Source organism: Lutibacter maritimus, assembly GCF_900116115.1.
GTDB lineage: Bacteria > Bacteroidota > Bacteroidia > Flavobacteriales > Flavobacteriaceae > Lutibacter > Lutibacter maritimus.
This window is the reverse complement of sequence record NZ_FOZP01000005.1, coordinates 72135-98035: the sequence shown is the minus strand read 5'-3', so window position 1 is coordinate 98035 and position 25901 is coordinate 72135. Positions and strand designations below refer to the sequence as shown.

The 25901-nt window shown below is 29.6% G+C and carries 17 protein-coding genes; 12 read left to right on the top strand and 5 right to left on the bottom strand.

Annotation, left to right across the window (positions count from 1 at the left end):
* The first annotated feature begins 145 nt into the window (after window positions 1-145).
* From BM335_RS09190 to BM335_RS09170, 5 genes are all read left to right on the top strand, one after another.
* On the top strand, window positions 146-2305 hold the full coding sequence (locus BM335_RS09190; RefSeq protein WP_090226698.1) for a S9 family peptidase: 2160 nt from the start codon (window positions 146-148) through the stop codon (window positions 2303-2305).
* A 62-nt stretch (window positions 2306-2367) separates the two neighbouring features.
* The gene (locus BM335_RS09185) at window positions 2368-3858 is read left to right on the top strand and encodes a peptide MFS transporter (RefSeq protein ID WP_245780652.1); all 1491 of its coding nucleotides are present in this window, start codon (window positions 2368-2370) and stop codon (window positions 3856-3858) included.
* Between the two features lie 94 nt (window positions 3859-3952).
* Complete coding sequence (locus BM335_RS09180) at window positions 3953-5437, top strand: MFS transporter (RefSeq protein ID WP_090225829.1); 1485 nt, start codon at window positions 3953-3955, stop codon at window positions 5435-5437.
* 15 nt (window positions 5438-5452) lie between these two features.
* Window positions 5453-7465, top strand: a complete 2013-nt coding sequence (locus BM335_RS09175) for a peptide MFS transporter (protein WP_090225825.1) — start codon at window positions 5453-5455, stop codon at window positions 7463-7465.
* A 69-nt stretch (window positions 7466-7534) separates the two neighbouring features.
* A complete protein-coding gene (locus tag BM335_RS09170) occupies window positions 7535-8074 on the top strand; it encodes a thioredoxin family protein (protein ID WP_090225822.1) in 540 nt (179 codons plus the stop codon).
* 7 nt (window positions 8075-8081) lie between these two features.
* On the opposite strand, the gene BM335_RS09165 is transcribed toward BM335_RS09170, so the two are convergent.
* Window positions 8082-10109: a ComEC/Rec2 family competence protein gene (locus BM335_RS09165; RefSeq protein ID WP_090225818.1), complete on the bottom strand. Its 2028-nt coding sequence runs from the start codon at window positions 10107-10109 to the stop codon at window positions 8082-8084.
* 241 nt (window positions 10110-10350) lie between these two features.
* Between BM335_RS09165 and BM335_RS09160 the strand changes: the two genes are divergently transcribed.
* Window positions 10351-11238 (top strand): hypothetical protein, encoded by an 888-nt coding sequence (locus BM335_RS09160; RefSeq protein ID WP_090225815.1) that lies wholly within the window; start codon window positions 10351-10353, stop codon window positions 11236-11238.
* 62 nt (window positions 11239-11300) lie between these two features.
* Here the strand turns inward: BM335_RS09160 and lpxB are convergent, their stop codons facing one another.
* From lpxB to surE, 3 genes are read right to left on the bottom strand one after another with little or no spacing between them, the layout of a single operon-like run.
* Window positions 11301-12404, bottom strand: a complete 1104-nt coding sequence (lpxB, locus tag BM335_RS09155) for a lipid-A-disaccharide synthase (RefSeq protein WP_090225811.1) — start codon at window positions 12402-12404, stop codon at window positions 11301-11303.
* Window positions 12405-12412: 8 nt separating this feature from the next.
* Window positions 12413-12697 (bottom strand): hypothetical protein, encoded by a 285-nt coding sequence (locus tag BM335_RS09150; RefSeq protein ID WP_090225807.1) that lies wholly within the window; start codon window positions 12695-12697, stop codon window positions 12413-12415.
* 3 nt (window positions 12698-12700) lie between these two features.
* Complete coding sequence (gene surE, locus BM335_RS09145; protein ID WP_090225804.1) at window positions 12701-13465, bottom strand: 5'/3'-nucleotidase SurE; 765 nt, start codon at window positions 13463-13465, stop codon at window positions 12701-12703.
* 325 nt (window positions 13466-13790) lie between these two features.
* Between surE and BM335_RS09140 the strand changes: the two genes are divergently transcribed.
* The 6 genes from BM335_RS09140 to BM335_RS09115 all read left to right on the top strand — a co-directional run bounded on the left by BM335_RS09140 (window position 13791) and on the right by BM335_RS09115 (window position 24192).
* Complete coding sequence (locus BM335_RS09140) at window positions 13791-15908, top strand: carboxy terminal-processing peptidase (RefSeq protein WP_245780651.1); 2118 nt, start codon at window positions 13791-13793, stop codon at window positions 15906-15908.
* 23 nt (window positions 15909-15931) lie between these two features.
* Window positions 15932-17026 carry an ABC transporter permease gene (locus BM335_RS09135; RefSeq protein ID WP_090225794.1) on the top strand — a complete coding sequence of 365 codons (1095 nt, stop codon included), beginning with the start codon at window positions 15932-15934 and terminating at the stop codon, window positions 17024-17026.
* A 235-nt stretch (window positions 17027-17261) separates the two neighbouring features.
* Window positions 17262-19388, top strand: coding sequence for a hypothetical protein (locus BM335_RS09130; RefSeq protein WP_090225791.1), 2127 nt, complete (start codon window positions 17262-17264; stop codon window positions 19386-19388).
* Window positions 19327-22848, top strand: a complete 3522-nt coding sequence (locus tag BM335_RS09125) for a DUF11 domain-containing protein (RefSeq protein WP_090225783.1) — start codon at window positions 19327-19329, stop codon at window positions 22846-22848. Before BM335_RS09130 ends, BM335_RS09125 begins: the two co-directional genes overlap by 62 nt.
* 98 nt (window positions 22849-22946) lie before the next feature.
* The gene (locus BM335_RS09120) at window positions 22947-23396 is read left to right on the top strand and encodes an acyl-CoA thioesterase (protein ID WP_090225780.1); all 450 of its coding nucleotides are present in this window, start codon (window positions 22947-22949) and stop codon (window positions 23394-23396) included.
* On the top strand, window positions 23386-24192 hold the full coding sequence (locus BM335_RS09115) for a DNA/RNA non-specific endonuclease (RefSeq protein WP_090225778.1): 807 nt from the start codon (window positions 23386-23388) through the stop codon (window positions 24190-24192). The genes BM335_RS09120 and BM335_RS09115 overlap by 11 nt, the downstream gene beginning before the upstream one ends.
* Window positions 24193-24240: 48 nt before the next feature.
* Here BM335_RS09115 and BM335_RS09110 read toward each other — a convergent pair whose 3' ends face one another.
* Complete coding sequence (locus BM335_RS09110; protein WP_090225776.1) at window positions 24241-25893, bottom strand: sodium/sugar symporter; 1653 nt, start codon at window positions 25891-25893, stop codon at window positions 24241-24243.
* Between the last annotated feature and the right edge of the window lie 8 nt (window positions 25894-25901).

Sequence of the window (25901 nt, the reverse complement as noted above, 5' to 3'; positions counted from 1 at the left end):
GAACTAATTTTTTATTTTGACAAAGATAATTTTTTAAATATTAAAAAACATAAATCTATCTATTCTCAATTTTTATGATTTAATTCAGGTTCATTTTGCGAAATTTTTCTTAAACTTGACACTTATTTTAAGAAATGATAATTTAATGAAAAAACTAATTATTCTTTTTATAGCGGTAACTTCCTTAGCCTCAGCACAAAAAAAAGAGATTGCTATTGATGAAATTTGGAACGGAACCTTTAGAACTGAACGAATGAATTCGTTAAATTCTATGAACGGGGATTTTTATTCGCTACAAAATTATGACAGAGCCACTAGAAGTTCAACCGTTGATAAATACAGTTACGCCACACTTGATAAAGTTGAAACTATTGTTAACAGTAAAGATTTAAAAGAATTAAATTACTTTGAAAGTTACTCCTTTAACAATAATGAAACAAAATTAATTTTAGGAGTAAATACCGAACCAATTTATCGCCATTCTAGTTTAGGTGTTTTTTACGTGTATGATATTGCTTCAAAAACATTACAATTAATTGATAGCGAAAAAATTCAGGAACCAACTTTTTCTCCAGATAGTAAAAAAGTTGCATACGCAAAAAACAATAACCTATTTATTAAAAATTTAGAAACTAATAACATAACTCAAATAACTTTTGATGGTTTAAAAAATAGCATTATTAACGGTATTTGTGATTGGGTTTATGAAGAAGAATTTGCTTTTGTAAAAGCTTTTGAATGGAGTAGCGATAGTGAAAACATTGCTTTTTTACGTTTTGATGAAACTGATGTTCCAACATTTTCTATGGATATTGTTGGTACAGAATTATACCCAACACAACAGGTTTTTAAATATCCAAAAGCTGGCGAAAAAAACTCAACTGTAACCTTGCATTTGTACAATCTAAATTCAACAAAAACCAACAAAATTAATGTTGGAAACTATGAGTATATTCCAAGAATAAAATGGACAAATGATGCAAATATTTTAAGCGTTATTACATTAAATCGCCATCAAAATAATTTAAATTTATATTTTATAAATGCTTCAGATTTTTCATCAAAAGTAGTTTTAAACGAAACCGATAAAGCATATATTGATATTCACGATAATTTAACTTTTTTAAAGGATAATAGTTTTATTTGGACTAGTGAAAAAGATGGTTTTAATCATATTTACCTATATTCTAAAGACGGTAAATTAATAAACCAAATAACAAAAGGACCTTGGGAAGTAACTAATTTTTATGGTATAAATGAAGCTACAAAAACTGTTTTTTACCAATCAGTTGAAGATGGTTCAATAAACAGAACTGTATATTCCATAAAATTAAACGGAAAAGACAAAAAAAGACTTACGAAAGCTTTTGGTACAAATGATGCTTCATTTAGCAAAAATTTAGGGTTCTTTATCAATACTTTTTCTGATGCAAATACACCTCCTATTTATACGCTACATAATTCAAAAGGTGAACAATTAAAAGAAGTTTTAAATAATAATGAGTTATCTAAACAATTAGAAAACTACAAAATTTCCACAAAAGAATTTTTTACTATAAAAACGGTAAATGGAGAATTTAATGCTTGGATGTTGAAACCTCTAAATTTTGATGAAAATAAAGAATATCCTTTATTCATGACACAATATTCTGGTCCAGGTTCACAATCAGTTAGTAATGGCTGGAATGGTGCAAACGATTATTGGTACCAACATTTAGCACAAAAAGGTTACATTATTGTTTGTGTTGATGGTAGAGGAACAGGTTTTAAAGGTGCAGATTTTAAAAAAGTTACCTATAAAGAATTGGGGAAATACGAAGTTCAAGATCAAATTGATGCAGCAAAAGAACTAGGAAAACTTTCTTACATCAATAAAAATGAAATTGGTATTTGGGGTTGGAGTTATGGTGGATTTATGTCTAGCAACTGTATATTAAAAGGAAACGATATTTTTAAAATGGCAATTGCGGTTGCTCCGGTAACAAGCTGGCGTTTTTATGACTCTATTTATACAGAACGTTATATGCAAACACCGCAAGAAAATCCAAGTGGTTACGATGAAAATTCTCCTTTAAACTTTGCAAAATTATTAACTGGAAACTATTTATTAGTTCACGGAAGTGGTGACGATAACGTTCATGTTCAAAATTCAATGAGAATGACAAATGCATTAATTGAAGCAAACAAACCTTTTGAACAAGCTATTTATCCAGATAGAACACACGGAATTTACAGAGGAAAAAACACAAGGCTGCATTTGTACAATAAAATGACTACTTTTATCCTGGAAAATTTAGGAAATTGAAATTAACATAAGTATTTCTAAACAATAAATATCATTTTTAAACATAAACCTATTTTATAATTATGAATAACAAAACTTCAATGCAAGGACATCCAAATGGATTAATGACTCTATTCTTTTCAGAAATGTGGGAAAGAGTTTGTTACTATGGTATGCGAGTATTATTAACACTTTATTTAGTAAAGTCTCTTATGAAAGGTGATGCTGATGCCGCCATAATTTATGGAGCTTATACAGGTTTGGTTTATGCTGCTCCTATTATAGGTGGTAAATTGGCTGATAAATTTCTTGGATATAGAAATGCAGTTATGTTAGGAGCTATTTTAATGGCAATTGGAGAGTTTCTTATTTTAGGAGGAACTGAACAATTTTTAATGATTGGTATGGGAGCCTTAATAGTTGGAAATGGTTATTTTAAAGCAAATATTTCTACAATTGTTGGAAAATTATATGAAGATGGTGATCCTCGAAGAGATTCAGGTTTTACAATATTCTATATTGGTATTAACATAGGAGCCTTACTAGCAACAACTGTTATTGCTTATGTAGGTGAAACTTATGGATTTAAATATGGGTTTGGTTTGGCTGGTTTAGGTATGCTTCTTGGTTTAATCATATTCTGGACAGGAAGAAAAAACTATGCTGCTGCTGAAGGACTTGGATTTACGGAAGAAGGAAATCAAAAAGTTTTAGGGGTATTAAAAAAAGCGCATTTAGTTGGTTTGCTGTCGTTATTACTTATTCCAGTAGCATATTTCTTAATTTTACAAAATAGCTGGTTGGATTATATCTTACTTGGTTTATTTTTATTAATATCTTTTGTTTTAATTAAAGCTGGATTGGATGCAGATTCCAAAGAAAAAGTAAAAATTTGGAGAGATAGAATGATTGCCTTATTAATATTTATGGTAATTAACATTACATTTTGGGCTTGTTTTGAGCAAGCAGGAACTTCGTTAACACTATTTGCTGACAGAAATGTAGACAGAAGTATTTTTGGCTGGGAAATGCCAGCTTCAATGACACAATTCTTCAACCCTTTCTTTATTATTGTATTTGGTTCTATTTTCTCAGTAATGTGGGTCAAATTAGCAAAAATTGGAAAAAACCCAAGTATTCCTATGAAATTTGCCTTTGGTATTTTGCAGTTGGCTTTAGGTTTTTTAGTAACTAATATAGGTTTACAATTTGTAAATGAAGCGTACCAAGTTCCTTTAATTACTTTAGTTGTTCTATATTTATTACATACAACAGGTGAGTTATTTTTATCTCCTATAGGTTTATCTATGGTAACAAAACTATCTCCTAAAAATATTGCAGGAACTGCAATGGGAGCTTGGTTTTTAAGTTTTGCAATAGCGAACTATGTTGGTGGTAAAATTGCCGCTTTAACGGGTGGACATAGTGATTCTGGAGTAGCTTTAACAGCAAGTGAAGGTTTAGATAAGTATATATCAATATTTTCTACTATTGGATTTGTTTTAATTGGAATATCCATTTTAATTATGCTTTTAAACAAACCACTAAAAAAACTAATGCACGGTGTTGTATAATCATTTTGAATTAAATGTTACGAAATAATTAAAATATATTAAAAAGCTCAAGTAAGATTTTACTTGAGCTTTTCTATTTAAAAAATTAAATATAATGAGTACAGAAAAAAAATCGTTTTTCGGAGTTATGAAGTCTTACAATAAGAACTTCTGGGTTGCTAGTGGAATGGAGTTATTTGAACGTTGGGCTTGGTATGGCCTTTTTGCAGTTCTAGCTTTATATTTAACAGGCTCTACAGATGAAGGTGGACTTGGATTTACCCATACTGAAAAAGGACAAATTATGGGTATTGTTACTGCAATTTTGTATCTTTTACCAATGATTACTGGTGTTATAGCCGATAAAATTGGTTATAAACTATCCTTAGTTATTGCCTATGTACTGTTAATTTCAGGGTATTACTTAATGGGTGAAGTTTCTAGCTATTCATCTGTGTTTTTAGTTTTCCTTTGGGTTGCTGTTGGGGCAGCTATGTTTAAACCTGTGGCTTCTGCCATAATCACAAAAAATACTGACGAATCTAATTCAACCTTAGGTTTTGGTATTTTTTATATGATGGTAAATATTGGTGGTTTTGTTGGTCCAGCAATGTCTTCTACTTTAAGAACTCAATATGGATGGAAAATTATTTTCTTACAAGCCTCAATAGTTATTGCTATTAACCTTTTAATCTTAATCTTTTTTTATAAAGAAACTGCCAGGGAGAAAAAAGAAGAAACTATTGGAGAGGCCATTATAAGTTCATTAAAAAATATTTGGGAAGCTGTAAAAGATAGTAGATTATCAGTTTTATTAGTTATTATGGTTGGATTTTGGACCATGTTTAACCAATTATTTTATACACTACCAACTTTTATTGAAGATTGGGTAGATACAGCTGCTCTTCATGATTCTATTGCTCAAGTTTCTCCATGGTTAGCTAGTTTTATGAGTGGAGGAGGAACATCTGTAAATCCAGAAATGTTAATTAACATTGATGCAGGTGCAATTATTGTTTTTCAATTAATTGTATCATTTTTTGTTTTAAGGATGCGTCATGTAAGTGCAATGATAACTGGGTTTATAATTGCTTCCATTGGTATTGGTATTACTTTTTATACTGGTAATGGATTGTATACAATTTTAGGTATTGTAATTTTTGCAATTGGTGAAATGATGACAAACCCAACTTTTTCTTCATTTATAGCTTTAATTTCTCCTAAAGGGAAAGAAGCTTTATATATGGGAACCTATTTTTTACCAATATTTTTAGGTAATTTTCTAACTACATTCATTTCAGGAAATTTATATGAAGCTTGGTCTGATAAATTAAGTTTATTACAAAGTGAAATGGCAAAGCGCGCAATCGAAATGCCTGAAATCTCAGCCGAATTTACTAAAAATAACTATTTTTCAATGGCATCAGAAAAGTTAGGAATGTCTGAAACAGAAATGACTCAACTTATTTGGGATAACTACCAGCCAAATAAAATATGGTATGTTATAGTTGGAATTGGTATTGTTACTATTTTAGCCTTAAGTATATACGACAAGTTGGTTATTAGACCAAAAGAAGCCGCAGCAAAAGCATCAAATTAATTTAAGTAATTATAAATGACATCAAAAAGAAACGAATTTTTTGACACACAAGTTCTTGGACATCCATCTGGATTATTTGTGCTATTTTTCACCGAAATGTGGGAACGTTTTTCATTTTATGGAATGCGTGCCTTATTAGTATTATTTTTAGTAAGTGCTTTAGGAATTGGCGGCTGGGATTGGCCTCGTGAAAATGCATTAGCGCTTTACGGAACCTATTTAGCATTGCTATATTTAACACCAATTATTGGAGGAACTTTAGCCGATAAATATTTGGGAAATAGAAAAGCCATTATTATTGGCGCAATTGTAATGACGTTGGGTCACGCTAGTATGGCAATAGAATCTAATCCATTCTTTTTATACTTAGGATTGCTTTTATTAGTGATTGGTACTGGTTTTTTTAAACCAAATATGACTTCGTTTATTTCAATTTTATACAAAGATTTTCCAGAAAAAAAAGATGGAGCTTACACCATTTTTTATATGGGCGTTAATGCCGGAGCATTTTTAGGAATTATGTTATGTGGTTATTTAGGCGAAATTTTAGGTTGGAGCTGGGGATTTGGTTTGGCCGGTATTTTTATGCTATTAGGACTCTTACAATTTACGTTTGCACAAGGTATTTTTGGTGATGTTGGAAAAAAACCAAATACCGAAGACAAATCTATTGAAGCCGATAATCACGTAAAAATTGAAGATAAATTAAATCCGTTTACAATTGTAGACAAGGCTTTAATAACAATTATTTCTGTATTAGGTTTAACTTGGGTAATTAACGACCCCTTATCAAAAATTGGTGAAACAAACTTTTTAGAATTTGGAGGAACTGATTATTCTGGTCATACAATTTTAATAACATTATTGTTATTTATTTTCTTAATTACTAGCAGAATTCTTCGTTACAGCAAAATTACACGTGATAAAATGATTGCAGTTGTGATATTTGCATTCTTTATTATTTTCTTTTGGGCTTCTTTTGAACAAGCTGGAGGATCTATGAGTATTTTTGCAAAAGATTACACTAGCAGAATTTTATCGGGTAATGCAGCCTTTATTTTTAATATTGTTGATGTAATTATAACTGTAGTTCCAATTGGAATTATCACTTATGTACTATATTTATTGTTTAAACAAACCTTCAAAAAATATTTTATTTCAAATTTAATTTTAGGTTTTAGTTTTATACTAATTTGGGGTGTTGTTATATGGAAAATATATAACAACTTTAATACCTATTCATACGAAATTTCTTATAACACTTATACAATTACTGCTGAAGATACTAAACCTATAGCAATTACTGCTGAGACAATTGTTCCAGAAAATGCAGAAATTATTGAAAATACAACGGTTATAATATCATCAAATGAATTTTTAAAAGATGATAAAATATCTATCCTTGATTTAGATAAAAAAGGAACCAATTTTAAATATCTAAAACCTGAACAGGCCGATTTAATTAACAATAATATTCCGGCAACTATTATTAGAAAAAAAGATAACGAAATTCAAATTCCAGCAACATGGTTTTTAATTTTAAACTCATTATTTATTATTGCTTTTGCACCATTATTTTCTAAATGGTGGGAAAGTAAATACAATCCTAAACCAGCAGCAAAATATGCTATTGGATTGTTTTTCTTAGCTATTGGATTTGGGTTTTTAGCATACGGAGCATCAGGAATTCCACAAGGTGCAAAAACTGCATCTGTTAGTATTGTTTGGTTAATTTTTGCTTATTTATTTCATACGTTGGGAGAATTATGTGTATCTCCTGTTGGACTTTCATATGTAAGTAAATTAGTGCCACCACGAATGATTGCATTTATGTTTGGAGTTTGGTATTTAGCATTGGCCATCGGAAACAAAACTTCTGGAAAAATGGGCGCAATGATTGATGATATTACAACAAAATATGATATTTCAACCTTCTTTTTAATTTTCACAGTTGTACCAATAGTAATTGGTATTATAGCTTTATTATTAAGTCCTGTTTTAAAGAAATTAATGCACGGAGTAAAATAAATTAAAATATGATTGTAAATTTGGCAAAATTTTTGCGTCAAACCTATCAGAAAATATAAAAGATTAAAAATGAGAAAATTATTTATCGTTGCATTTACTTTATTATGGATTTCAACAAATGCACAAAAAATAGAGTGGATGACATTAGAAAAAGCTGTAGAAGCTCAAAAAACCAATCCAAAAAAGATTTTTATAGATGCTTACACCGTTTGGTGCGGACCTTGTAAAATGTTAGATAAAAATACTTTTGGAAATAAAGATGTTGCTAAATATATCAACGAAAATTATTATCCAGTTAAGTTTAATGCTGAAGGAAATGAAACCATTAATTTTCAAGGAAAAACTTATAAAAATCCAGGATTTAATCCAAATACATCAGGCAGAAATTCTTCACATGAATTATCAGGTTATTTTGGTGTAAGAGCTTACCCAACTATGTTATTTTTAGATGAATCTGCTAATTTTTTAACGCCAATTACGGGTTACCAAACACCACGTCAGTTAGAAATATTTTTGAAAATATTTGCAACAGATGATTATAAAAACATAAAATCACAAGAAGAATTTGGAGAATACACTACCAATTTTAAACACGAATTTGTAGAATAAATACTTATTATTTTAAAATATAAGCTCCTTTTTGAGATGTACTGTAAAAAGGAGTTTTATTTTTTATACAAGTATTTTTCCATCTTTTTAAATAACTTTTATAATTTGTTCCATCCGCAATAATAAGTTTTGGTTTTACGTTTTTAATTAAACGATTTAAATTTATTTTTGGTGATTGTTGCAACAAAATAATACTTGGCTTTACAGAGTTGAAATTATAAAAACCCAAACTATCAACTACCAAAATTGTTTCATTTTTAAAATGAAACAATTTTTTATTAGTTTCTGATATTTTATAATTCTTTACGCCAATTCCTATAGCATAATCATTAATTGTATTAACTGCTTTAGACGTTATAAATTCAACCTCTTCACCTTTTCTTATGGCAATAATACTTTCTTTAGTATTAAATACAATAAATTCCTTTTCAGATTGTCGCTGATATTTTTCAAAAAAATAAATCGATTGTAAAAAGATGATGGTTGAAAGGAATAAAATCAGTCTTTGGAAAGTTCTTTTTTCAAACCATTTTAAAGCAAATGATACACACAAATAAATTCCGATCATTGCTAAAACTGAAATCGAAATATTTCTAATAACAAATGATTCAAAACCTGAAACCCACGTAATAATTTCATTCATTAATTTTAAAACATATTCATAAAAAATTGCTAAAAATTGTGGTAATAAATTACTAAGCGATAGTATTATAACAACAATTCCGGCAATTAAAATAAATCCAAGAAACGGAATTATAAGCATATTTGCTACAAAAAATAAACCTGGAAATTGATGAAAATAAAATAAACTTAAAGGTAAAATTCCAAATTGGGCAGCTAAAGAAACTGTAAAAAGTTGCCAAGACTTTCTGAAAAACCAAATTTCTGAAATCCATAAATTATAAAATTTTGGTTGGATCCAAACTATTGAAAAAACTGCCAAATAACTTAATTGAAAACCAACTTCAAACAAATAAAACGGATGAAATAACAACAAAAAAAACATTGAAATTACCAGATTATTATAAATATTTGAAGGTTTATTTAACTGCAAGCCAATAGATAATGCTGAAAACATTGTTACTGCCCGAACAACTGAAGCAGACAAACCCGCAAGTAATGCATAAAACCACAATAGTGAAATTATAAAAATGGTAGCAATTAATTTTCCATATTTAAATTGATGTAAACCTTTAAATAAAAATAATAACAGCAATAAAATTACACCAATATGCAAACCTGAAACTGCCAAAATATGAATTGCTCCGGCATCTTTGTAACTATCTAACAAATCTTCTGAAATAGTTTGGCGTTGTCCTAACAACAAAGCATTAATTAAAGCCAATTCATTTTCTTTAAATCCGTTTTTTATTAAGGATTGGTTAATTGATTTTCTAATACTTGCCGCAATTCCATAAATAGTTTTTGATTGTTTAGGTAACTTTAAAATTGAAGAATTATTTAAATAAACTTGATGATGAATTTGTTGATTTTTTAAATACTTTTTATAATCAAATCCATAAGGGTTTAGTTGTTTTGGAATTGCTCTAAATTCTGTTTTAACCAATAGCTCATCATCAACAAATAATAGATTTTTAAAATTATCTTTTTTAATATTTACCAGTATTTTACCAACTGTATTTACTTCATCAATTTCAACAACAATAGCTTCGTATTTGTTATAATTTGTATTAGATTTAAGTTCTTTCCGTAGTTTTAAAATAGATTTAACTGGTACATCCATTTTAAAATTTTCTTGATTAGAGTAATGTTTTGTTGTATTTAAATCGTTCTGAAAAGTGATTGTAGATATACCAATAATTACTGAAGTTAAAAACACAAAACTTGTAAATAGCGAATTGAAATATTTAAGATATTTATTGGCTAAAAAATTAGAAACCACCAACAATAATATAACAGTACAACAAACAAACATTAACTGTACAACATTAATTGCAAAGTAATTACCTATTAATATTCCAATAATTAAAAAGAAAGTAATTTGTATTGGAACAAATTTTAAAAACTTTATCATAGCAAGATAAAGTTACTAAAAAAAATTAATTAAACTTATTTTGCAAATGCAACTTTACTAAATAACCTTAACCAAGTTATTAATTCCTCGTAAATATTTATACGTTTCTAGTAAAATATACTTCTATTTTTTTTCATTTTCAAAAATATTCAATTTCAGTAACAATGGTTACAGAATGATTAATATCATAATTGACAGTAGTAATATAAGGTAATTTTGACCAATTATAATATTTGAATATATGAAAAATCTCATTTTTAGCAGTATTGCCATTTTAATGATTAGTATTAGTTCTTTTGCCCAAGATTTAACACCTTACATTAAAATTGGAGATTCCAACGAATCCATTCAACAAGTTTCTCAAAAAGTAATAAATGCCTTAGAAAGTAATGATTATATAGTTTTAGGAACATATAATCCATCTAATAAAAGTAGTTTAAAAGTAATTGCTTTTACAAGAACCGATTTAAAAAACACCGTTATTAAAGTGAAAGACAGAGGTGCTTTGTCAGCTGTTTTTAAAGTTGGTTTAGAGCAAAAAAATGGAAAAGTAACTATTTCATATACAAATCCAGATTATATTTTAAGAGCTTATTTAGGAGATAATTATAATACTTATAAAACTGTTTTTCAAAAATTTAGCTCCGATTTAAAAACTACTTTCTCAAGTATTGATAATAATTTTTCTCCTTTTGGTGGAACTGTGAAAGCTGAAAATTTAAAAAAATATCATTATAAAATTATGATGCCATATTTTACAGACCCTGTTGAACTAAATGAATTTTCATCGTTTGAAGACGGTTTAAAAGTAATTGAAAACAACCTAAAAGCTAAAAAAGGAAATACTGTTGAAGTATATAAACTTGTGTATGCAGGTGAAAAAGTAGCTGTTTTTGGTGTTGGTTTACAAAACAAAGAAGAAGGAGAAGCACATTTTTTACCAATTATTGGAGAAGCCCACGTTGCGGCGTTACCATATGAAATTATTTTACAAGGAAACAAAGCAACAATGTTGCACGGAAAATACAGACTTGCCTTACATTGGCCAGATTTAACTATGGGAACTTTTATGAAAATTATGAGCACTCCCGGAGATATTGAAGATGCCTTAGAAGCAGTTTGCAAATAAAAATATTAGTAATCAATCAATTTTCTTAAAAACTCTGAACCATTAAAATGTTTCAGAGTTTTTTATTTTGTTATTAATGTTGCAACTTTTTTAGAAGCGCCTTTACCTCCTAATTTTTTTTCCAACTCAAAATAATCTAAAAACAGTCTTTTTCTAGTTGTATCATCTAAAATTTTGTGCAATTCAATTTCAAGATTTTTTTCATTAAAATCGTCCTGAATTAACTCTTTTACAACTTCTTTATCCATAATTAAATTTACTAAAGAAATGTATTTTAAATCTACCAAACGTTTTCCTATTTGATAAGAAATCCAGCTTGTTTTATAACAAACTATTTCTGGCACTTTAAATAAAGCTGTTTCTAATGTTGCCGTTCCTGAAGTTACAATAGCTGCATACGAAACTGACAATAAATCATAGGTTTTATTACTTATAAATTTAACATTATCTTTTGTAATAAAAGGTTGATAAAATTCAAAATCCTGACTTGGAGCTCCAGCTATTACAAACTGATAATCTGTAAATACATCGGCCATTTTAAGCATTACAGAAAGTAATTTTTTAATTTCTTGTTTTCTACTTCCTGGTAATAAAGCAATTATTGGTTTTTCAGATAATTGATACGTTTCTCTGAATAATTTTTCGCTAATTTGTTTTCTATTTCTAATTCCATCAATTAATGGATGACCAACAAAATGTACTGGAAATTGATGCTTTTTCTCGTAAAAATCTTTTTCAAAAGGCAAAATAACATACATTTCATCTACATCGCGTTTTATTTGATGAATTCTATTTTCTTTCCAAGCCCAAATTTGTGGAGAAATATAATAATGCACTTTAATACCTTGTTTTTTAGCAAATTCAGCAATTCGCAAATTAAAACCAGGATAATCTATTAAAATTAAGGCATCAGGTTTAAATTCAAGGATGTCGTTTTTGCAAAAATTAATGTTTTTAAATATAGTTTTTAAATTCATCACTACTTCTGCAAAGCCCATAAAAGCTAAATCGCGGTAATGTTTTACTAAAGTTCCACCAACTTGTTGCATTAAATCGCCTCCCCAAAATCTAATTTCAGCATCTGAATCTTGTTCCAACAAAGCTTTCATTAAATTAGATCCGTGTAAATCACCCGATGCTTCTCCTGAAATAATATAGTATCTCATTTTATGAATTACTTATTAAAAAAGGTTAATAATAATACTAAAAAAGCAATTAAAAAAGTTTCTATTAATACGCCACGCGCTCTATAAATTTGCTTTTTCTTTAAAAAAATAAAAAACACAAAAAAATTAGCAATTGCTCCTAAAACTAATACTTTCCCTTCTAAATTACCTTCTTTAATTAGCGCTAAACTTTGATTAAAATCAAAGTTTGAAAAAAATTCAATAAAAATAAAACAGCCAAATGCTGTTGCAATTAATGCAATAAAAAAACCAATAGCTATTTCTTTTTTCATGTATTAAAGATTCCAATTATTTAATGTATGAATAAAATGATGTGCTGTTAAATCAAACTGAACTGGAACAATGGAAATGTAATTATTTGCCAATGCCCATTCATCTGTATCTTCACCTTTATCCATATTTACAAATTTACCGGTTAGCCAATAATAAGTACGCCCTTGCGGATTGGTACGTCTATCAAATTCTTCCACCCAATTTGCTCTAGCTTGTCTACAAACTTTTATTCCTTTAAACTGTTTGATTTTTGGAAAATTAACATTTAACACAACACCATCTGGTAAACCTTGCTCTAAAACATTTAATGCTATTTTTTTAATATGTTCTTTTAACGGCTCAAAATCTGCATTCCAAGAATAATCTAATAACGAAAAACCAATAGCAGGAATTCCTTCAACACCTGCTTCAACAGCTGCACTCATAGTTCCTGAATAAATTACATTAATAGATGAATTTGATCCGTGATTTATTCCAGAAACACACAAGTCGGGTTTTCTATCTAAAATTTCACTTACGGCTAATTTTACACAATCAGCGGGCGTTCCTGATGATTTAAATTCTCTTTGCGGACCATCATCAACAGTTATTTCATTACAATACAAAGTTTCATTTATGGTTACAGCATGTCCCATCCCGCTTTGTGGACTATCAGGAGCCACCACAACAACATCACCAATTTCACACATTACAGCAATTAAAGTTCTAATTCCTGGCGCAGTTATACCATCATCATTGGTAACTAAAATTAAGGGTTTATTATTCATTTTTATCAAATTAAAAAACAAAGCTACTATATTTTATTGGGTTTCTATAAATTAAACTTTAACATTTTCTAAATATGCTACAAACCTTAATTTTATTAGTTTTACACAAAATACTATTGTTTTTTTTAATAACTTTAAATACATTTTGAAATTTCTGTATGAATCTTTCATTTAACATTGAGATGTTTTTTGCAAAAAAAAATGACAAAATATGTAAGAGTATTTTTAAGATTTTATAAAAAAAAGTTAAATTACACGCTAAACTAAAATAATGGCACTATTTTAGTGTAATATTACATACTAACAACTATTATTGATTAGACAGATGATGATTAGAAAATTAAAAATATTTTTACCATTACTATTTCTTGTAAGCTTATTTACAAGCTACCAAACAAATGCTAGTACTGATACAGATCCAAAAGACAAGGTTTTAATAACCATTTTAAAATATGTACTAACACAAGGCCATTATGAGCCTAAAGAAATTGATGATGCCTTTTCTGAAAATGTATTCAATTCATTTATTGAAAATTTAGATCCATCAAAACGTTATTTTTTACAATCTGATATTGATGAGTTTTCTGCATATAAACATCAAATTGATGATCAAATAAATAATGAAGATTTATCATTCTTTTATTTGGTTTATGAGCGTTTAATGGAACGAACCAAAGAATCTAAAAGTTATTATAAAGATATTTTAGCAACAAAATTCGATTTCAACAAAAAAGAAACATTAGATGCTGATATTGATAAATTATCATTTGCAAAAAACAAAAACGAGTTATTAAATGCTTGGTATAAACAACTTAAATTTAGTACACTTTCTAGATTGTATGATAAATTAAATGATCAAGATGATAAAAAGAAAGAAGATGAAAATTATGTTGTAAAATCATTTGATGAACTTGAAAAAGAAGCAAGAGAATCAACTTTAGAAAGTATGAATGATTTGTACGAAAGAATTGATGAACTAACATATTCTGATTGGTTTTCAACTTACATTAACTGTATTGCAGAAGAATTTGATCCACATACATCCTATTTTGACCCAACTGTTAAAAAGAGATTTGATATTTCTATGGCTGGTAAATTAGAGGGAATTGGCGCTCGTTTACAAAAGAAAAACGATTACACAAGTGTAAGCGAATTAATTTCTGGCGGACCAGCTTGGAAACAAGGTGAATTAGAAGTAGGAGATTTAATTTTAAAAGTTGCGCAAGGAAATAACGAACCTTTAGATATTGTTGGTATGCGATTAGATGATGCTATTGAATACATTAAAGGTGAAAAAGGTACTGAAGTAAAACTTACTGTTAAAAAAATTGATGGAACTACCAAAGTTATTTCTATAATAAGAGATGTTGTTGAAATTGAAGAAACATTTGTAAAATCATCCGTTGTAAAAAAAGATGGCAAAACTTTTGGCGTTATAAACTTACCTAAATTTTATATAGATTTTGGAGAAGAAAGCTATAGAAATTCAGCTACTGATATGGCTCGGGAAATTGAACGATTGAAAAAAGAAAATGTTGATGGTTTAGTGATAGATTTAAGAAATAATGGTGGAGGATCTTTAGAAACTGCTATTGAAATTTCAGGTTTATTTATTAATAAAGGACCTGTTGTACAAGTAAAATACAGAGATAGGGAACCTGACGTTAGAAAAGATGAAGATCCAAAAATACAATGGGATGGACCACTCGTAATTTTAGTGAATGAACTTTCTGCATCAGCATCAGAAATTTTTGCAGCAGCAATGCAAGACTATAAACGTGCAGTTATTATTGGCGGAAAACAAACTTATGGTAAAGGAACTGTACAAAGTGTTTTAGACATTAACAGATATCATAATTTAAAAGAAGATATAGGTGCTTTAAAAATGACCATTCAAAAATTTTATAGAATTAATGGTGGATCAACTCAACTGGAAGGCGTACATTCTGATATAATGTTACCAAGCAGATATAGCTACATGGAAATTGGTGAACGCGATTTACCTAACGCTTTAAAATTTGATAAAGTAAAGCAAGCTTCTTATAATTTATGGAATAATTATGATAATTTTGACCAAGTAATAAACAACAGCAAAAAAAGAGTTGCTTCAAATAAATATTTTAAATTAATTGATAACAATGCAAAATGGTTGAAATCTGCACAAGATGATACATTAATTCATTTAGATTTAGAAGACTATAAAAAAGATATAGAAACTAATAAAACGCAATCTTTACAATTTAAAGATTTAAAAGATTTTACAACTAATTTAACCTATGCATCTCCTTTATACGAACAAGATTTAGTAAAATCTGATGTTGATTTAGCAGATAAAAGAACTGCTTGGCATGCCAGCTTAAAAAAAGATATTTATGTTGAAGAAGCAATAAACGTTTTAAGTGAACTAAAATTAAAACCAGCATATCATTTAGTAAAAAATTAATCTTATTTGATAACGATTAAAATTTGAAATCGAACCAAAATTCATTAACAGCACTTGCACTCCAGAAGTTTAAAAAAAACTTAACTGGAGTGTTTAGTTTTTGGTTTGTTATTATATGTGGGTTTGTTGCAGTTTTTGCTTATTTATTAGCGCCAGACAGTAGTAGTAACGCCAATCAAATGCATTTAGAAATTCATTCTAAAAAACCTGGTTTTGAAGTTTTAATGCTAACAATCCCTTCTAAAAATGTTATATCTCAATCTTTTTTAAATAAAGTTCTTTTTGGAAATAAAAATCAACAAACAGAAATTCCAATCTCAAAATATGAACTTTATAATGAAACATTAACAATTCATACCTACGTTGAAAATAACATAGAAAGTTTACCTAAAACATATCAAGTATCAATCTTTAAAAATAAAGATATTTCCAACTACATAACTACAAAAAAATTCTATTTAGGAACCGACAAATATGGAAGAGATTTATTAAGTAGAATGTTAATTGGCACACGAATTTCATTTTTTATTGGTTTTATTGCTGTTTTTATATCATTAATAATTGGCATATCTATTGGAGCAATTGCTGGGTATTTTGGTGGTAAAGTAGATGCTTTTATAATGTGGTTAATTAATATTACATGGTCAATTCCAACTTTATTACTTGTAATTGCAATTACTTTAGCTTTAGGAAAAGGCTATTGGCAAGTTTTTATTGCTGTTGGTTTAACAATGTGGGTTGAAGTTGCACGTGTAGTCCGCGGACAAGTAATGAGTACCAAAGAAATGCAATATGTTGAAGCAGCCAAATCATTAGGATTTTCTAACTTCAGAATAATTTTTAATCATATTTTACCCAATATTATGGCGCCCGTTATAGTTATTTCAGCCGCCAATTTTGCAGGTGCAATTTTAATTGAAAGTGGACTTAGTTTTTTAGGAATTGGCGCACAACCACCTACACCTTCTTGGGGAGCTATGATAAAAGACCACTACAGTTACATTATTTTAGGAAAAGCATATTTAGCTATTATTCCTGGTTTAGCTATCATGAGTTTGGTTATGGCATTTATGCTTATTGGAAATGCGTTGCGTGATGCGTTAGACGTAAAAAGCTAAGCAGCTTAATTAAGTAACAATTGTTGCAAATTAAATTATTTTTTGTATTTTCAGTTCATTCAAAAAAATCAAAAAACATTTTTCAGCATTTAAAATCAACTAAATAACAAGAAAAAAAGCTAATACGTATACTTTTTCAATTCAAATAGGGTAACATTTCATCGATTTTTTTGATGTATCAATAAGAGCATTATTTTTCTAATAATGTAACTATTAACAAAAATCAAATAAAATTATGAAAAAATTAAGCATCCTCATTTTATTTGTGTTTACAACTATTGGGTATTCACAAAAAAAAATAACCGAGCCAGACCAAAAAAAAATGAGCTTGGTTGAAGTAATGGTAGCTGCAGGTATTTCCTCTGCAACTTCAACCTTTAGTAACAATTCTTATGCAAATGATGGTAGTTTTTTTGAATTATCGTCAACCTATTATTTTTCTAAAATTGGTATAGGAGTTTCTCTAGGGAGTTTTTCAAATCCTACCGAAGGAAATTTATTAGATTTCGCTAATGAAGCTTCCTATCCCATTGAATTGAATTCAGAAAAATGGAAAACTTCTTACTATGGTATTGGTCCAAGTTATAGAACAAACTTTGGTGATATGGAAGCCACCATTTTTGGTCGTGCTGGTATAATGTCTGTAAAACCTATTTCTTTAGGAGGAAATTTTGTTTCTGAAAATGCAGATGCTCCAACTTCAATTCCTGTATACAACTTTAGTACAAATAAAACATCGAACGTAGGTTTTTATAATGCTGGAATAAGATTGGGTTATAAATTAAATCCAAGATTTGGTTTATATATTACAGCAAACTATTTATCTGCTTTTTCAGATGCTATTATGGCACAAGATGGTAGAAAACAATTTACCGATATTAACAAAGATGGTGTTATTGATGAAACGGATATTGTTAGACAAAATGGAGAACAAATAGCATTTCAATACACCGACAAAAATATACAACCACAAGTATTTAATTACGGGTTTGGATTAAGTTATAATTTTGGAAAAAAAACTACCACATCCAAAGAGCAGCCATCTAAAGGTCATACAAACCCATATTTTCGAGAAAATAGTTTGGAAGGTAATATGGTATCAATCCAGAACTCAGGTTCTGTTAATTTCACAAATCCTGCAAAAGAAAAAGTAACTAAAAAAAATAAACAACAAAAAATAATAAGCATTTTGCCTAAAAACAATAGTGTGTTTAAAAATGCTGATGAAATCAAAAATTTTACTTGGCAAGTTGTTGGTGCTAAAATTCCAAACCCTCAATTTATTCTTGAGGTTACTAAAATTGGAAGCAATCAACAACCACAACGTACTTTTATTGAAAAAACAACTAGTACTTCTTTAGTTGCTACTCGTATTTTTAAAGAAAATAAGCTCAGTGATGGTCAATACCGATGGAAAGTTACTGAAACTACTTCAGGAAATTCATCGGATATTATGTTTTTTACATTTAGCAATTGCGAAATTGACTTTGCTATTTCTAATGAAGAAATTGAATGTTTAGGCTATGAAGGTGAAAACAGAAAATTTAAAATTTGTTTTGATTCCACCTATTCAAGTACCTCTGGAGATTTAACCTTTGGAAATCCGGGTTCAGGTTTATCGGTTTTCGATCAATCGTACGCAGCTTTAACATATACATTAGTGAGCCCAAACCCAACACTTTTAACTCAAATTGGCGCGAGTACTTCAACAGTTAGTTATTGCTTTGAAGTAACTGTTTCTGCAAGTGTAACGGCCATTGGGTTTGGTTTACAAGGTGACGATTTAGATCCAAGTCCTGTGTTATGTCAACCTGGTGTTAGTGCCAATTTTGATGAATTACCGGAGTGTATTTGTGATGATTGTGAAGAAATGGAACTCTCTTTCGATGATTTTAATATTTCATTGAACGGGGCAAGTGGCAATCAATTTAATTTTGATGGTGATATTAATGTAAATATGCCTATTTACGGTATAGAATTTCAAATACAATCTTATAGTTATACTGCCAATCCTTCACCTTGTTCTGAAGGTGTTAGTAGTGTTGAAGAATCTGGTATGTTCTTAATGCCAGGTACTACTATTAACGGTTCAACTTCTTTACAATTAGTAAATGAATCTGCTTCTGGCAGTCCGAGTTCGAATGATAATGCAACAAAAAACATAAAATATACAAGTAATTCGGCATTAACTGGAGCAATTCCAGTAAACCTAACCATTGGTTTACCAGGACCTATTTCTGGTCTCGACCCAAGTTGTTGTGAAATTGAGTACACAGTTTGCATAAAAGTTAAAGTATTTTATGAAGAAAGTAATTGTAAATCGTGTGTATTTACGCATTGCTTCACCTTTAATAACCAATAAAATTACTATCATGAAGAAAATAATCTATAATTTAAAAACATATATGTTGCTACTATTTTTATTCACAACTACCTTAGGATATTCGCAAATTGCAGTAAATACCTCACCAAATACGAGTCCCTGTAATTTAAGTGGAGACAATGTTACCGTTTCTGTCCCAACGGAAGCCTTAACAGGAGACAACATAGCTTTAAATATTACGCTTTCTGGCGGTTATGATTCCAATTGTGTAAAAACAGTGAGCATCACAAACTCATCTAATTTAGTGTTTCAAAGTTCTGGAGCCATTCCTTTTACTAATATGGGAGGTGGCACCTATCAAAACGCGCCTTCACCTACCTTAAATGGCAACGACGGACAAAACTTTAATGTGTTCTATAAATTCCCAGGTTATACAACTTGTAATGGTGCTGTGGGTACTTTTGATGTTACTGTAACTTTAGACTGTGAAGGTGTTATAACAACGTGTACAACTTCAGTAAGTGTAATTGCAAGGGCTGATAATTATTGGTCAATAACCAAAGAATTTGTTACTGGTGATTTAACATGTGGAATTTCAAAATGGAGAATAAAAGTAAATCATAACAATCCAAATGGAGCGGGTTTAGGAACTTATAAACTAAGTGGTATGATTACTGAAACACCCTCTGTACCAATTGTTAGTGGCGCTTCATTCCCAGTAAATTACTCTTGGTCTTCTAATTCAACGGCTAATTTACATGTGTACTTACAAAATTGTGGAAATGCAGGAACTACCATCACAAATACAGCCACTTATAATTTCACTTTAGGTGATGGAACTTGTGATGCTATGTATGGAACTGTAACAGCAACTTCAGACCCGTTACAAAGTCCAAATGCCGATATTTCATTTACTAAATCAATTCCTAGCACGTATTACACAAATTATTCACCTGGTTGTCAATCGTATTACAGATTAAATATTTGTAATAATGGAAATGTTCCTTGGACTGATTTAAGCATTACAGATAATTTAAATATTCCAGGAATTTCTATTACAAATATGAGTTTAGGCGGATGGACAGTTTCACCTACTGTACCACCTTACCCAGCAACTACGTATACATTTACTAGACCAGGTTTTATCTTAAACCCTGGAGAATGTACCAGTATATATATTTATTACGAGATTGATGCTGGAGCAACTATAGGTTCTACAATAAGTAATACTGCAAACTTAAGTTATGTTGCTGCAGGTACAGGAGGAAGTCCTGGTGGACCTCCTGTTGATCCTTGTCCTAGTATAAGTTGTCCTACAATTGATAACAGTATTCAAAATACCACAGCAAGTGTAGATTTTGTTGTTGAAAATCCAAAATCTATTCCTCAAATAAAAAAATGTATTGTAGATCCTCCTAACCCATTAGTACCTCCTATTTATCAAATTGGTGATATTATTAAGTTTAGAGTTATGGTAAGTAATTCTGGTTCTGGAAATTTAACCGATATTGTTAATGATGCCTTAGGAATGCCTACTCAAAATTTACAAATAAATCCTGGTTCAATAACTTATGCATATTATGAAAATCAGAATAAATATTTAATAAATAATTGCAATCCAAGCTTTTCAACTGCTCCAGTAGCACCGCCATTTAGTGTATTGGCAGACACTTCAGATTTACAAAATCCTGAATGGAATGTTACAAATATGCCAGGAATTTGCGATTACAATAGAGCTAATTTCTTAGTAATTGAATTTGAAGCAGAAATATTACCTCAACTTTCAGGTACTAAAACCAATACAGCAACCATACCTTATGGGGCTGGAACTATTAGTAGTAGTGTTAACTACACTATTGATGAAGTTGGAATATTAGGAATTTTTAAAGAAGCTGATGCAGAAATAGTAGAAAACGGACAATCGTTTAATTATACAATTACTGTTTCAAATAACGGAAGTGTACCATTAGATAACATTGTAATTACCGATATGTTGCCTGATTGTGTTACTGTGCAAGGACAAATAGCTATTGAAGATGCTATGTCAACTTCAATTCCATTTACAACTTCTGGAAGCTTGATAATTAATATCAACACAACAACTGAACTATTTCCAGGAAATGATTTTACGATTACTATTCCTGTGGTGAAATCGGGTGGCGGAAACTGTTGTAATGAAAGTATTTCGGTCACTGCAGAAATGACCACTTCAAGTGTTGGGTTAAGTGCAAATTATGGTAGTCCAGAAGCTCCTGCAGCCTGTGTTACAGGAACAGAATGTTGTGATATTGAAGATTTTGATGCAACTCTGCAAGAAAATAACGGCACATTTAATGTAACCATTAATGGAGGAAGTGTTCCGTTACAAGAAGTAGAAATTTCAATGGTAGATTATCATATTGAATATTCTGAAAGAGATTGTAAGCCAGATGATTTAGGTATTTTTGGAACCTTAACTACTTCAACTACAAACCTTAGCAATTTAATTTTAAATGGCAGTGACAATGGAACTAGTAGTTTATCTTGGTTGCTTGGAGATCCTTCTATTATTAATTCGTCTGTAAATCTAGATATTCTATATCCAGAAGTATTAAACTTAGATTGTTGTGATGTGGATTTCTATTTCTGCTTAAAAGTAAAGGTTAAAGATGTAAACTGTAATGTTTGTGAAAAAATAATTTGTTTCTCATCAGATGATCAACAAACGGAGCCAGATCCTTGTGAAATTGATATCAAACCAATTAACCAAGATCAAAAATTATGCCCAGGAGAAACTGTTACGGTTAATTGGTCTGGAACAACACCTACAGGTTTGGTAAACGTCTCTTTATTTGATGTTACAAACAGTGTGATATATCAAGTTTTAGCAAGCAATATTCCAAATACAGGGTCTTATACTTTTACAATTCCTGCATCGCTTCCTTGTGAACCACCTAGAACATGGGTAATAATTGTTGAAGATCCTAAAAAAGAATGTTCAGACAGAAGTGACCCATTTATTATTGAATGTTGTGAACAACAAAATGATGCTTGTGATTGTGGGGATTGGAGTGGCAATGCAGTAGGTATTAAAGCCTATCTAAAACAGATTCCACAAGATCCAAAATTGAAAATTAATTTTCAAAGCAATTGGGAATCTAAAGTTGGTTGTAAAAAATCAATTAAATTAAAACCAACATACAATTATGTATTTACAGCGCCAAATTATATATGTAACCCAGAAGATTGTGACGTAAATTATACTTGGGAAGTTATAGAGCCAAACGGAACTATTGTGAATGGAACTGGCAGTACTTTTAATTATAATTTTACACAGTATGGAAATTATACATTTAAAATTACCCCAATTTGTGGAAATAAAAGATGTAAACCTTGTGAGTTTAGAGTTTATATACCTTCAATCCAAGGTGAACCTAATTATGATACTTTTAAAGATAAAGACAACCCACTCTTTAAAGTAGATATAAAAGAAGGAGAAAATCCGTTATTTAATCAATAACCAAGGCTTCTAAAGTTCATAATTTTAAAAAGAGTCGAGCAATTGCTCGGCTCTTTTTATGTTTTATCTTAAATTTGCAACTTCAAAAAAAATTTCAAATGAATTTCGAAGTAAACTTTAAAACTAAATGGTCAGATTTTGACCCAAACAGACATATGCGTCACACAGCATATAATGATTACGCAGCGGAAGTAAGAGTCCGTTTCTTTCAAGAACATGGTTTATCTATAAACGAATTTGCCAAGCTAAATATTGGCCCTATTCTGTTTAAAGAAGAAACTTCTTTTTATAAAGAAATACATATTGGTGAAAATATAACTGTTAAAATGGAATTAGAAGGTGTTTCTAAAGGTATTGAGCGTTGGCGTTTTAATCATCAAATTTTTAATAAAGACGGTATACTTTCTGCAGAAATTAAAGTTTATGGTGCTTGGATTGATTTGGTGAAACGCAAATTAACTTCACCTCCTCAACAATTTGTAACTATTTTTGAAGATTTACCTAAAACAAGTAATTTTGTTGAAATACCTTTAAAAAGTGAAAAATAGAAAAATAATTTACACAATTATAACTCTAGTTTTTGCAGTAGGATTTTATATTTATGATAATTATACTACTAAACTAAAAACATCTGACAACATTCCAGTTAGCGTTGAAAAAGCAACAGATTTTGACTTTTTACCAACTTCAACAACAAACCAAATTGTACACCACAATTATTATTCGTTATCATATAATGAAACTTATGAACAAGCTGAATGGGTAGCTTATGCTTTAAGTAAAAATCAAATTTCAAATAAAAATTTTAAAAGACCTTATTTTGAATTAGATCCTAAAGTAGCTACAAAAAGTGCACATTATAATAATTTTAAAAATTCTGGATATAACAAAGGACATTTATGCCCTGCCGGAGACAGAAAGTTTTCAGAAGAAGCTTTTAATGAAACTTTTTTAACTTCAAATATATCACCTCAATTATACGAGTTTAATAGTGGGATTTGGAATAGATTAGAGCAAAAAGTACGCTACTGGGCACAAAAGCATAATCAATTATATATAATAACTGGTGGTATTTTATCAAAAGATTTAAAAACTATTGGTAATGAAAAAGTTGCGGTTCCTAATTATTTTTATAAAATAATTTTAGATTATGAAAACCATGAAATTAAAGCCATTGCTTTTTTAATTCCACATCAAGTTTCGGAAAAAGGATTGTACCAATTTGTAACGAGTATTGATACTATTGAAGAAATAACTGGTATAGATTTTTTCCCAAAATTACCTGACACATTAGAAAATGAATTAGAAAGATCTAGCAATTACCTTAATTGGAGTTTAAAATAAAAAAAAGAGTTGATTTTTAATCAACTCTTTTTTTACAAATAGTTATTATTAATTCCAAAACATTGCATACAATGCTACTAAAATTAACATAATAGCAAATGCACCAATATTAAATGTTGGTGATGTTTTAAATAATTGTTTGGTAATAGGAATTCCTTTTGCATCATCTTTCCCATTATTTTGTAATAAACTAACTGCACCTATAACTATCATTGTTAACAACACAGTATACGCCATTTGATCCATAAATGGAATATTTACAAATAATGCACTTGTTGACCATCCGTTTGGTGCAACTTTGAAATACATTGCAATTGGAATTGAAGTTAAAGCTCCAACAATTGCAGCTTTATTGGTAGTTTTCTTCCAAAATAATCCTAACATAAATACTGCTAAAATTCCTGGGCTTACAATTCCTGTATATTCTTGTATAAACTGGAACGCTTGATCAATACCTCCTAATAATGGCGCCATAATACTTCCTATTAATAAAGCAACTCCGGCAGAAATTCTTCCAACATTTACTGTAGTTTTATCACTAGCCGTTGGATTGATATATTGCTTATAAATATCCATAGTGAAAATTGTAGAAGTTGAATTTAACATAGAAGCTAAAGATGATACAATGGCTGCTGCTAAAGCTGCAAATGCAACACCTTTCATTCCTGTAGGTAAAAATTGTAACAACCAAGGGTACGCTTTATCTGCTTGCTCTAATGAAGGTAGATTTTTTAAAGCGGCATCGCCTAATCTAGCCATAATTTCAGGATCATTAACCATTACATACGCTGCAATTCCAGGAATAACAACAATAACTGGTATGATTAATTTTAAACCTGCAGCTAATAAAATACCTTTTTGTGATTCTTTTAAAGATTTTGCTGCTAATGTTCTTTGAATAATATATTGGTTGAATCCCCAATAATATAAGTTAGCAACCCACATTCCTCCTATTAAAACTCCTATTCCAGGTAATTTATCATAATAAGCATTTGATCCATCAAAAATCATTGCAAATCTTTCTGGAGTTGCGTTATAAACCGTTTTTATTCCTTCAACAACTCCTTCTCCTCCTGAAACTGTATTTAAAGCAATATACGTTGTTACCAAACCACCTAGCACTAAAAATACTACTTGAATTACATCCGTCCAAGCTACTGCTGAAAGACCTCCATATAAAGAATATGCTGCAGCAAATAATGCTAAACCAATAATTCCGTATATCATTGGTATTCCCATAATGGTTTCTAAAGCTAAACTTCCTAAATATAATACTGAAGCTAAGTTTACAAATACATACAAGCCAATCCAAAATACTGCTAAAATGGTTTTTAAATTTGTTGAAAACCGTTTTTCAACAAATTCAGGAATTGTGTATAATCCTTTTTCAATAAAAATTGGTAAAAAGTACTTACCAACTATAATTAAGGTAATAGCTGCCATCCATTCATAAGATGCAATTGCCAACCCTAATGCAAACCCTGATCCTGACATTCCAATAAATTGTTCTGCAGAAATGTTTGCGGCTATTAAACTTGCTCCAATCGCCCACCAAGGTAAAGATTTACTTGCTAAAAAGTAATCTTCTGCATTTTTTTCATGTCCTTTTTTATCTCTGGAAACCCATAACCCTACTCCTAAAATAAGCACTGCATAGGCAATGAATATGAAGTAATCCCAGAATTCAAAATGTGTTGTCATAATTTATT